This is a genomic window from Pseudomonas sp. Q11 (assembly GCF_024494355.1).
GTDB lineage: Bacteria > Pseudomonadota > Gammaproteobacteria > Pseudomonadales > Pseudomonadaceae > Aquipseudomonas > Aquipseudomonas hefeiensis.
In genome coordinates, this window is sequence record NZ_JAKNQY010000048.1 from 1 (window position 1) to 12,928 (window position 12,928).

Below are 12,928 nucleotides of genomic sequence, written 5' to 3' on the forward strand. Positions count from 1 at the left end.
CCGGGATGCCCACTGCGCAATGCCTGCGTTCGGCCAGTGTGGTTAACGGGGCGCCCAGATCAAAAGCCGGGACGAGGCGGCCTTATAGCCGGCCTGGTTCTCCCGGTCGCACCCCGATCCAATTGTGGGAGCGAGCCTGCTCGCGAAGGCGGCCTTATATCCGGCCTGGTTCTCCCGGACATACTCCGATCCAATTGTGGGAGCGGGCTTGCTCGCGAAGGCGGCCTGACAATTCCCTCCCAATCTCCAGACCGGCGGTCCGTCCAGCCCCCTGTTTGCGCATTCATTCATTGACGCCAGAATAATGGCTATCTAATATCGCGCCACTATTTTGATGTCACTTTCTGGCCCGGGGGTAAGCACCTGTCTTCACCCGCCCCTGGAGCAAAGTCGTGTCTGGTTTTGCCGCCGCTCGACATGCGCATGGAAGTGCTTCTTTAAATTCCTGCTGCAACGAGACTCGATCATGGACGACCGCCAACACGCCTTCCTGGCCCGCCAGCCTTCTGCTGCCGTGCAAACCCGCGAGCACTTCTGGGGCATGCCCAAACGCGGCCTGGCATTTCTGTTGGCCAACGTCATGTTCTGGCAGCCGCTGTGGGCCCAGGCTGACGGGATCGTAGTCAGTGCACCGGGCACTGGCCTGGACCGCGCCGGCAACGGCGTACCCATCGTCAACATCGCCAAGCCCAATGGCAACGGTCTGTCCCACAACCAGTTCAAGGATTACAACGTCGGCAGCAACGGCGTGATCCTCAACAACGCCACCTCGCGCACCCAGTCCACCCAGTTGGGCGGGATCATCCTCGGCAACCCGAACCTCAAGGGCGCCGCAGCCAAGGTCATCCTCAACGAAGTCAACGGCGGCAACCCCAGCCAACTGCGCGGCTACACCGAAGTGGCGGGGCAATCGGCCCACGTCATCGTAGCCAACCCGTACGGCATCACCTGCAACGGCTGCGGTTTTATCAACAGCCCGAAGGTGACCTTGAGCACCGGTAAACCGGTGGTGGAAAACGGTCGGCTGGATCGTTATCAGGTGGATAAAGGCAGCGTTGCGATTGAGGGCGCAGGCCTCAACGCCAATAACGTCGACCACTTCGAAATCATCACCCGCAGCGCCAGGATCAACGCCGAGATCCAGGCGAAAAACCTGACGATTGTAGCCGGTCGCAATGACGTCAATGCCGACACCTTGAGCGCCACCGCCCGTGCCGATGACGGCAGTGCTAAACCGCAACTGGCCATCGACTCCTCGGCCCTGGGTGGCATGTACGCAGGCGCCATCAAATTGGTGGGCACCGAGGCCGGGGTCGGCGTGAAGCTGGACGGCAAGCTGATCGCCAGTGGTGGGGATATTCAACTCGATGCCAATGGGCATCTCAGCATGGTCGATACGTCGGCCAGCGGCGCCGTCAAGCTCAAGGCCGCCAGCCTCGACGTCCGCGGTCCGGTCTACGCCGGCACCACGTTGAACGCGCAAACCCAGGGCAACCTGACCAACCAGAAAACCCTCGCGGCGCGCAACTCCATCACCCTGAATGCCGGTGGGCAGTTGAGCAACAACGGCATCATCGAGGTCGGGGTCAATGCTGATAACTCGCGAAACACCACGGGGGATGTGAGCCTCACGGCGCAAAGTCTGAGCAACAACGGCAAGAACATCATTGCCAGCCGTAATCTGACGGCCAACGTCACACAGACCCTGAACAACCAGGGCGGGACCTTGAGCGCGGGGCAAACCGGCACGGTAAAAGCCGGGACGTTGGATAACCAGAACAAGGGGCGGGTGTTGAGCAGCGGTGCGTTGAGCGTGACGGTCAGTCAGGTGTTCAACACCAATGGAGTAATCAACAGCACCGGGAATCTGACCGGGACGATCGGCCAACTGAATAACGGTAACGGCGAAATCTCCAGCGCCGGCATCACGCGTCTCAACGGCACCGCACTGAATAACCGTAGCGGTCAGATCCTCGGCGACCTAGGCCTGAACATCGACCTCAGCGGCGCGCTGGACAATCGCGATGGTCTGCTGGGCTCGGGCAAACACGTTGACCTGCGCGCGGCCAGTCTCGATAACCGTGACGCTGGCGTATTGGTCAGCGACGGCAGCCTTACCACTCGTATCAGCGGTTTGCTGGATAACCAGAACAAAGGTGAGATCACCGCCAAAGGCGTGAGCGATGTGCGCAGCGTCAGTCTCGACAACCGTGGCGGCGTGATCAGCGGCAAAGACACGCTGACTGTGACGGGTGGTTCGACCGATAACCGTGGTGGCGTGATCCAGGCGGAAAAACACCTGGACCTACAAATCGGGCAGTTGGATAACCGTAATAAAGGTGTGATCAGTAGCAAGGCTGGTATCACCTATGAGGGCGTTCGCCTGGATAACGCTGGCGGCCTGCTCAGTGCCGTAGGTCCGGTTGCCCTCAATGCCGATGAAGTGCAAAACGCGGCCGGACGGATCTCGAGCCAGAACGACCTCACCGCCACCATCGGTCTGCTGCAACAGCAGGGCGGTGAACTGGTCGCCCAGGGCAATCTGAAGCTGACCGGTACTACCCTCGATAACCGCAATGGCGGGTTGATCGGCACCACTAAAGCGCTGACGTTGAAGGTCGAGGACATCGACAACCGCGCCGGCGAGCTGTCCAGCAGTCTGTTGTTGGACATCGACGGCCAGCGTCTGGACAACAGCGACGCAGGGAAAATTCTCGCCGCTACCGATCTGGAAGTGACCGTTGCCAAACTGATCAACCAGAACAAAGGCCTCATCGTTGCTCAGGGTTCGACGGTTCTCAGCGGTGCAACGCTGGACAACAGCGGTGGCAGCCTTAACAGCCTAAAAGGGCTGGACATTACCCTCGACGATGCCTTGCTCAATACCCAGGGGTTGATCAACAGTGAAGGGGCGCTGACCGTCAACGCCCAGAGCGTGGACAACACCGGGGCGAACCTTGGCAGCGCCGGTGCGTTGTCCGTAACCAGTCGTGGCGCCTTGCTCAACCGCGGCGGCTCGATCAGCACCGACAGCACATTGATGGTCGACAGCGTCAGCCTGGACAACAGCCAGAAAGGCCTGATCTCCGGCAAAGACACCACCACCGTCACCACCGGCGATATGAATAACAGTCAGGGCGGTCGGTTCATTAGCGGCGCCACCCTGGATTTCACCGCCAAGCAGGTCAACAATGCCGCCGGACGCATTGCCAGCCAGCAAGCCTTGACCGCTTCGGTCTCCGGGCTTGATCAACAGGGCGGTGAGCTATTCAGCCAAGCCAGCCTCAGCCTGGACCTGAACAACGGTCAACTGAACAACCAGGGGGGGCTGATTAACGCGCCGTTGCTGATGCTGAAAAACCTCAACGGCGTTAACAACCAGAACGGCGAAATATCCAGTCAGCAGGCGTTCAACGTAACCGCCAGCGACCTGAACAATAACGGTGGCAAGTTGCTGAGCAGCCAAGGCCTGACCCTGCGCATTACGCAGGCCCTGGATAACATCAAGGGGGTGATCTCCGCCGCTTCCCTGGACAGTCGCAGCGCAAACCTCAACAACAATGAAGGCCTGATCAGCAGCTTCGATCGACTGGAACTGCGAACCGACAAAACTCTGGATAACCAGAGCGGTACCGTGGTCGCTGACGGTGAGCTCCTGCTGGTCGCCGAAACCCTGGATAACCGCAGCGGTGAAATCGCCGGCAAGGCTGACGCCATTGTTCAGGTTACGTCTCTGGACAACAGCAAAGGCCAACTGATCACGACCGGCACCTTGCAGGTCACCGCCGACACGCTCGATAACCGCTTGAACGGTCTGTTGGGCGCAAGCAAAGCCATGACCCTGACGGTTGATGACGTCGATAACCGTGGCGGTGAACTCACCACTAATTCTGACTTGTCGATCATCGGCAAAAAATTCGATAACCGCGATGGTGGCAAGGCCTTCGCCGGCCAGGCTATGAAGCTGACCGTCGATCAACTGCTCAACGGCAACAAAGGCCTGCTCAGCGCCACCACCACCCTGAACGTTGAGGGGCGTTCGCTGGATAACACCGGCGGCAACCTTTTGAGTGTGCAGGGCATGCACGTGGACCTGACCGACGCATTCGACAACAGCCAGGGCCAGGTCAGCAGTGAAGGCACCTTGACCGTCGAGACCGGCGAACTGATCAACACCCAAGGCAGTCTTTCCAGTGCGGCCGATCTGAAACTCACCAGCGACACGCGCATCAACAATCAGCGTGGCAACCTGATCACCGATGGCACGCTCACGCTGAACAGCGCCAGCCTCGACAACCGCCAGAGTGGCAGCATCAGCGGCAAGGGCGCGGTAACGGTCACCACCGGCGCGTTCGACAACAGCCAGGGCGGTCGTGTGACCAGTGCCGCCACGCTGGACCTCATCGCGGGCCAGGTCACTAACCAGGAAGACGGCCGTATCGGCAGTCAGGGCGCCTTGACCGCGTCGGTCACTGGCCTTGATCAGCAGGGCGGCAAGTTGTTCAGCAATACCCGCCTCAGTCTGGACATGCACAATGGCCAACTCAACAATCAGGGCGGTTTGATCAACACACCGGGCGCTCTGCTGCTCAAGCAACTCAACGGCATCAACAACCAGGGCGGTGAAGTTTCCAGCGCCCAAGCATTCACCCTGACCGCACAGAACCTGGACAACAGCGGCGGCAAACTGCTGAGCAACCAGGCGTTGACTTTGCGCATCACCAACGTGATGAACAACCTCAAGGGTCAGATCGGCGCGGCGGCCCTTGATGTACGGGCGGCCAGTTTGAACAACAGCGGCGGTAGCTTGGTCAGCCGAGGCGATCTGGACCTGACCTCCGATGGTTTGTTGCGCAACGACACCCAGGGTTTGATCAGTGCGGCCCAGACCCTCACGCTCACCAGTGGTGATTTCAACAACCAGGGCGGCACGGTACTCGGCGTCGACGCTGTCACCCTCGACACCCAGGCGCTGAACAACCGTGAAGGCGGGTTGATCAACAGCCAGGGCAATCTGACGCTGACCGGCACCCAACTGGACTCCAGCAACGATGGCGAAGTCTCGGCCAAGGGCGATATCAACCTGACGCTGGCCGGCCTGACCCAGCAGGCCGGACGCTTGCTCGGGGACAAGGCCGTCACCGTGGACCTTGCCAACGGCGACTTCGACAACAGCAATGGGCTGCTGACCGCCAAGGGACCGCTGACCTTCAACCGTCTGCGTGACCTCAACAACCAGAAAGGAGAAATCTCCAGCAGCCTGGGGTTCAATGTCATCGGCCGCGCTTTGAACAACAGTTCTGGCAAGCTGATCAGCAGCCAGCAATTGGGCGTCGCCGGCACGACTCTGATCAACCAGAAAGGGCTGATTTCTGGTTGGAAAGGCCTGACCGTTGAAGGCGGCAGCCTGGATAACCGCGACAACGGCACGCTTTCGAGTCGCAGCGGTGATGTTGCCGTGGACCTCAAGGAGGCGCTGCTCAACAGCAATGCCGGTGCATTGGTCAGCCAGGGCGAGCTCAGCGTCAAATCAAAGAGCCTGGACAACAGCAACAAAGGCATCCTCAGCAGTGGCGCGGGGCAGACACTAGAGCTTGAAGGCGAGCTCAAGAATGGCCAAGGCGGCCTCATCGACAGTAGCGCGGGGCTTGATATCACCGCCACCGCGTTGACCAACGTCGGTGGTGCCGTCAACGCGCAACAGTCCATCAATGCCGATGTGAACTCCCTGGATAACCGCGCTGGGCAGATCGTTGGCAATGCTGCGCTGACGCTGAGCCTGCTCGGTAGCTTGAACAACAATGGCGGCAAACTGGCCGGTGCCGGCCCGATGCTGATCAAGGGTGTGACCGATCTCAGCAACCAGAAAGGTCAACTCGCCGGCCAAAGCACACTGACCTTGCTGACCCAAACCCTGGACAACAGCCTGGGCGGGACCGTCGCGGCCAACGATGCTCTGCTGGTCACCGCCAGCGGTGCGGTGCGCAACAACGCCAACGGGCTGATCTACAGCCAGAAGGCCGACGTGCAGGTCCAGGCGGACAGCCTCCTCAACGGCAAAGGCACGATTCAGAGCGAGAACGGCCTGACCCTCGATATCAGCGGCGACTTTGATAACCAGAGCGGCAAAGTCATCGCTCAAAGCGGAACGACCTTCGTCAAGGCCGCCAATATCGACAACCGTGGCGGCATATTGTCGAGCATCACGGGCGCGTTGGAAGCTCGGACCGTTGGCGTATTGCGCAACGGTTATGACCTCAATAACAGCAATCAGCGCGGTATCATCCAGGGCCAGGCATTGAAACTCACCGCCCTGGCCGGCCTGAACAACATCGGCGGACGGATCTCGGCGCAAGGCTCCGACGCCAGCGTCACCAGCGCTGCCTTCGAAAACCGAGAGGGCGCGCTCTACGCCAAGGGCTTGGCCGCACTGACCGGCACAAGCCTGAACAACGCCGGCGGTCAGATTGCCGGTGACACTGTCAACCTGAGCCTCACCGGAGCCTTGAACAACCGCGCCGGTATCATCGAAAGCGACACCCAACTGACCACCAAAGCGATCAGCCTCGATAACCAGGCCGGACAGCTTCGTTCACTCGGCAGCACAGGCAAAACCAGCTTCCAGATTGGCGGCCTGCTGGACAACCGTAATGGTGTTCTGGAAACCGCCAACACCGACCTCACACTGGCCGTCGGCAGCTTCCTCAACGGCGGCGGTCAACTCAACCACGTAGGCCTTGGCACGTTCGATATCTCCACCGCCAACGTGATGGGTGCCGGCGGCGGTATCACCACCGGCGGTACGTTGGCTCTGAATGCCGACACCTGGACCAACTCCAGCGTGATCCAGGCCGGGCGGTTGAACGTCAACGTCAACAACTTTACCCAGACGGCCAGCGGCCAACTGTTGGCCACCAGGCATTTGCAAGGCCGCGGGACGAACTGGATCAACAACGGACTGATCGCCAGCGACGCCAGCCTGGATCTGCAACTGGGCGGCAGCTATGGCGGCAACGGTCGGGTGTCGAGCCTTGGCGACCTTTACCTGAGCGCTGCGCAGTTGAACCTCAATGCGGCCTCAAGCATTGCCGGTGGCGGCGCCACTACGATCAAGGTTGGCGGACAGCTAAGCAATGCGGGCAGGTTGACATCCAACGGGGGGCTAACTGTTGAGGCGGGGAGCCTGAACAACACCGGCACCTTGGGCAGCGCGCAGTCGTTGCGGGTAAAAACGCCTTCTTTGATGAACGACCATGGGCTGATTTTCAGCGGGGATGACACCTCGCTGGAAGTCGGCAGTGTGACCAACAGCTATGGCGACTTCTACAGCCTGGGTGATCTCACTGTTAAAGGCTATAACGGCGCGGCGCGGGCCAATGTGCTGGAAAACATCTCCGGAGTCATGGAAAGCGCCGGGGACATGTCCATCAATGCCACCACCCTGAACAACCGTGGCGAAAAATTCGAAGTTGCCCGCAAGCTGATCTCGTCGTTCATTGCCGTGCATTGCAATGATTGCAGCGGCGACACCTATTACGTCGACTACGGGTTGCGTGAAATCTACGAAGGGTCGGTGGTCGACCAGTCGCCAACGGCCAAACTGACCGCCGGCGGTAACTTCACCTTCAATGGTGGGGACTTCCTCAACAGCCGCGGCGAAGTGACGGCGGCTCGTAACATCACCATCGCGGCCAACAACTTCAGCAATATCGGTGCGGCCAGTGGAACCATCGAGCGCACACGGATTTTCAGTGCGCCGGGGATTACCGACGGTACGCACAATCGTTTTGCCGTTGGGGCGATGTGGGAGTTCAACAAGCGAAACGACAACGGGCCGTTGACGTTTCATTACATCAATGATACTGGGCAGTTTCGAACCGCCGACTATGAAACGGTGGAGCGACAGAAACCGCCTATTCAGTACTATCTGATCGATAGCGTAACCAAGCTCAGGCTGGGCAATTATGGGGCGTGGCATCGCGCTGAGCGCTATGAAACGTCCGAATACGACCCCGACAACCTGCTGCCTCTTCCTGCCCAGCTCACCCGCTTTAACGTGAGCAGCGATGTGGAAGTTTCCCGGGACGGAGGTTCTGTTCAATCGGCTATCGTCCAGGCGGGTGGAAAGGTCAGCATTAGCGCGGCGCAAACCCTGAGCAACAGCGTCGTACACGAAGATTATGCCTTCAGTGCGGGTGTTGATCGTCGGCAGAACACGCTGGGCGGTGGTACCGGTAAACCCTTGCTGGTGCATCTCAACAGCCAGCTCCCCCCCGATCTTTCCAAACAACAGGTCAATCCACTAAGCCTGCCGGGATTCGTACTGCCGACGGGGCAGAACGGTTTGTTTCGCCTCAGTGACCAGGGTGGGACGTCCAAACCGATCCCCTTGGCTCCGACCGGGACGCAGGGCTGGAGTCTGAATAGCGCTGGCGTCGATGCGCTGCAACATACGGCGGTTGCTGCACTCGGCCCACGCACCCTATCGGTGGACGGCCCAGTATCCGTCTCTGACAGTCAGCGGGCCGTCGACCCGGTAAGGCGTCTGCCGTTGCCGGTCACGCAGAATGCCAGCGCTGTTGACGTCTCGGTTCTTTCGACCGCGATCGGGGCCGGTCCACGCGCCGACATCAAGGCGGCGTTGGTGACGCGGCCTGTCAATCGCGTCACCGGTCTCCCGGATGTCCAGGCACCGTCCAATGCGCACAAGTACCTGATCGAAACCAATCCGGTGCTTACCAACCTCAATCAGTTCATGAGTTCGGATTATCTGCTGGAAAACCTGGGCTACGATCCAGACACTGCCGCCAAGCGCCTGGGTGATGGCTTGTATGAGCAACGCCTCGTTCAGCAGGCCGTTGTCGCCCGCACCGGCCAGCGTTTCATCGACGGCCAGACCTCCGACGAGGCGATGTTCAAATACCTGATGAACAATGCCATCGCCAGCAAGGACCAACTGAACCTGGCGGTGGGCGTAACCCTCACCGCACAGCAGGTCGCCGCCCTGACACATGACATTGTCTGGCTCGAAGAGCACCAGGTGAATGGCGAGAACGTGCTGGTGCCGGTGCTGTACATGGCCAACGCCAACAACCGGTTGGCCGCCAATGGCGCGCTGATCCAGGGCTCTGATGTCACGCTGATTGCCGGCAAGGACCTGACCAACTCCGGAACGTTGCGAGCCAGTAACAATCTCTCCGCCACTGTGGGCAATGACCTGGTCAATAGCGGGTTGGTGGAAGCGGGGAATCGGCTGGACCTGCTGGCCGGCAACAACTTAGTGAACAAGGCCGGCGGGATTATCGCCGGGCGTGATGTGAACCTCGTGGCGGTCAGTGGCGACGTGATTAACGAGCGTACCGCGACGACCCTGGACTCACGGTATTCCAGCACCACGCTACACCGCGATTATGTCGACAGCGCCGCCCGGATCGAAGCGGCCAATGAACTGACGATCTCGGCCGGTCGTGATGCCGTCAATGCCGGTGGGGTGATGAAAAGTGGTGGCGATACTTACATTGATGCCACTCGCGACATCAGTGTCCTTGCCGTGCAAGAGCGCGACTCTGGCAAACAGTCTCGCTTCCGCAACGAAACGATTACGCAGCACAGCGCCAGTATCGACGCCGGGCGAGACCTGACGCTCAAGAGCGGACGCGACATAGCCGTGGTCGCCAGTGACATCGCGGCCAAGCGCGACGTGTCGATGACCGCGGCCGGAAACCTGCTGCTGTCTTCCGCTGCCGATGAAAGTCACAGCTATTCCAGAATCCGCAAGACAACCCGTCAGCAAGACAAGGTCACTCAAGTGGCTGCCACCGTCGAGGCGGGGGGCGATGTATCGCTTAGTGCCGGCGGTGACATGGCGTTGGTGTCCAGCCGGATAACAGCGCGGGACGAAGCGTATCTGGTGGCGGCAGGAAAAGTCGAACTGCTTGCGGCGCAGAACAGCAGCTATTCGCTGTACGACATGAAGAAAAAAGGCAGTTGGGGTAGCAAGAAAACCCAACGCGATGAAGTCACCCACATCACCAATATCGGCACGCAAATCAGCACCGGTGGTGATCTGACGGTGCTCAGCGGCGGTGACCAACGCTACCAGGTGGCCAAGCTTGAAAGTGCCCAGGACATCAACCTGGCCAGCGGCGGCGCTATCACCTTTGAAGGTGTTAAGGACCTCCATCAGGAGAGCCATCAGAAAAGCCGCAACAGTATGACCTGGAACTCCGCCAAGGGGCGCGGTAACACCGACGAAACCTTGCGCCAAAGCCAACTGATCGCCCAGGGCGATCTGGTCATCAACGCCGTCAATGGCTTGAACATCGATATCAAGAAGATCAACCAGAACACCGTCAGCCAGACCATCGACGCCATGGTCAAGGCCGACCCGCAACTGGCCTGGCTTAAGGACGCCGAGCAACGCGGTGATGTGGATTGGCAACTGATCAAGGAAACCCACGAGTCGTTCAAGTACAGCAGCTCGGGTATGGGGCCGGCGGCGATGCTGGCGGTGATTATTATCGTCACTGTTCTGACGGCCGGTACGGCAAGCGCAGCGGTGGGAACAGCAGCCAGCGCGACGGCGGGTTCAGGCACGGCGATGGCGGCAAGCGGGATCGCATCCGGTGCAGCGCTGACGGGGGGAGCTGCCGTTGGTTCCACTGTTGGGGCGGGGCTGGGGAACATAATGGCCTCCGCTGTGCTGACCTCAATGGCCAGCGGCGCAGCGGTCAGTGCGATTAATAATCAAGGTAACGTGGGTGCAGTCTTCAAAGACGTCTTTTCATCCGAGAGCCTGAAAGGCTATGTGCTGGCAGGTGCATCAGCGGGGATCGCATCGCAGTTCGGGTTTAGTGCTACGGATCTGAAGTTTGATCTCGCCAGTGCGAAGAGCGTGGCGATCAAAGTGGCCGCTGATGCTGCAGCCAAGACAGCAATCATGGGGGGGAGTCTGAAGGACAACCTGGTGGCTTCTGCGTTGGGTTCGGCCATCAGTATTGGTGGGGCGGTTTCGGCCAATAAAATTGGTGACATTACTGCTTTCGATGAAGGCAAGCTTTCAAAAATTGTTATGCATGCGGCCTTGGGCGGGTTGATGGCCGAGGCGATGGGGGGTGACTTCCGTTCGGGGGCAATTGCGGCGGGCGCAAATGAGGTACTGGTAGATTTTCTCGCAGACAAGTTATTACCGAAAGGTGTAAGTAAAGATAGCCTGGAGTACCAGCAAGGCGTCAGCAAACTGTTGGCCGCGTCAGAGCTTGTAGGCGTGCTGACCACGGTAGCAACTGGAGGTGATCCATCCATCGCCGCTACGGTTGCGGCTAATGCTACCCAGAACAACTTTTTAAATCATACGGAGAACGCCGAGCGTTTCGAGGCCATTAAAGGTTGTAAAGCTGGCGATAAGCAGGCTTGTACTCATAGGGATGAGCTCAACCAACTGGATGTAAATCGTGACAAGGCTGTTTGGGCTGCATGTGACGGAGCAGCAACAAGCCCTGCCTGTACCACCGCACGAACGGAAGCCCAGATAGCTCGATTTGACTTGTTGAGGCATCAGAATACCTCGCAAGCGCAAGAACAGCTGCAGCAAGCCTTGAAAGACCCTGACTTGATGAATTTCACGATTCAGGGGGAGTTGCGCAGCATCAAAATGCTCGACGATGCAGTCATTCGGCAAATTTCGACTAGCATCAGCAAGAGCCTATTTTCGATAGGAACTAACCTGGCGCCGGGGGTTGGAGATGTAAAGGCTTTTGCAGAAGCTGAGGATGCGTGGGATTATATTTTTGCATCGATAGGCGTGGTTCCTGGGGCAGGTGATGTCTTTGCGCTGGGGATGCGTAAGAGTAAGGATCTGCTCAAAGAGGGTAAGGCGCAGGAAGCTAGCGAGTTACTTGAAAGCTTGGCAAGTCATGTAGCTGGAGCAAAAGCGACAGGCCAGATTGTACCTGACGCAATTAGCCCTACTTATCGAGAGCTTCAGGGATTAAACAAAGGATTCCAAGCGCATCACACCCTGCCTCAATATTTGGGGAAAATGCTGGGGTATACGAAAAATGACATGCTAGATCACCCTGCGACTCTAATTACCCAGTACTCTCATACGGGAAAGGTGAATCCTGATGCTATGCATAAAGCTATCAGTAAGTATTTGCCACCCATGGTACGTGGTAAGCCGGCTACGTATACTCCTGGGCAAATAAGCTCGGGGTTGCAGAAAGCCTATGGCGATATAGGGCGGCCCGAATTGTTTGACTCAATCAAGCACCTGATTAAATAGGTATGCAAGCATGACTGATAAACAAATATATGAATTAACCATTGACGATCTTGCTAGTTTTGGTGTTTGGTACTTTCCTATGGATGAATCTGCGGAAGATGAGCTTACAGTCCGTCCTCTCCTTGATAAGGAGACTTGTACTGATGCTCAAATAATAGTTCGCGCTAGTTTTGTTGGGAAAAATGGTTCTAGTTACTTAGGTTATCTGTACTGGGATGGTGGTGGGGAAGTTGAGTACTTAAAACCTGTCATTCTTCTTGAGGATGGCTCCTTTGTTACATTCTGGAATGGGATGATTGAGCCTTCTTGGGCAGACTACTCTGCAAGAGCTCAAGAGCTAAGGAGTGGACTTCCTTTTTCATATATTTCAGAGTCTCTTCTCGAGCTGCCTAAAATTTCAGGAAGGCTTGAAGGACTATATTATTTAGATGGAGATCACATTTCCTGGGTAAGTTGATGGTCCAAAAGGAACAGGGCAAGCTTTACGGGAAGACGAGATTAGTTCTGGTGGTAAAGGTGCATAGAATAAAGAGCTGAATAAGTCTTTCATCGACTAAAAATGATCGGAATACATATCAGCAGTGGGGGATAACGGGGACAGACCCTGAGGGATCCCCACAAATCTACTCCAATGCCTGCGCCTCT

Annotated in this window: 2 protein-coding genes; both read left to right on the forward strand. The window is 58.0% G+C overall.

Going from position 1 to position 12,928, the window contains the following annotated elements:
* Nucleotides 1-466 precede the first annotated feature (466 nt).
* Nucleotides 467-12,283, forward strand: a complete 11,817-nt coding sequence (locus MA884_RS27385) for a filamentous hemagglutinin N-terminal domain-containing protein (protein WP_256233425.1) — start codon at nucleotides 467-469, stop codon at nucleotides 12,281-12,283.
* Nucleotides 12,284-12,293: 10 nt separating this feature from the next.
* Complete coding sequence (locus MA884_RS27390) at nucleotides 12,294-12,740, forward strand: hypothetical protein (protein ID WP_256233426.1); 447 nt, start codon at nucleotides 12,294-12,296, stop codon at nucleotides 12,738-12,740.
* Nucleotides 12,741-12,928 lie beyond the last annotated feature (188 nt).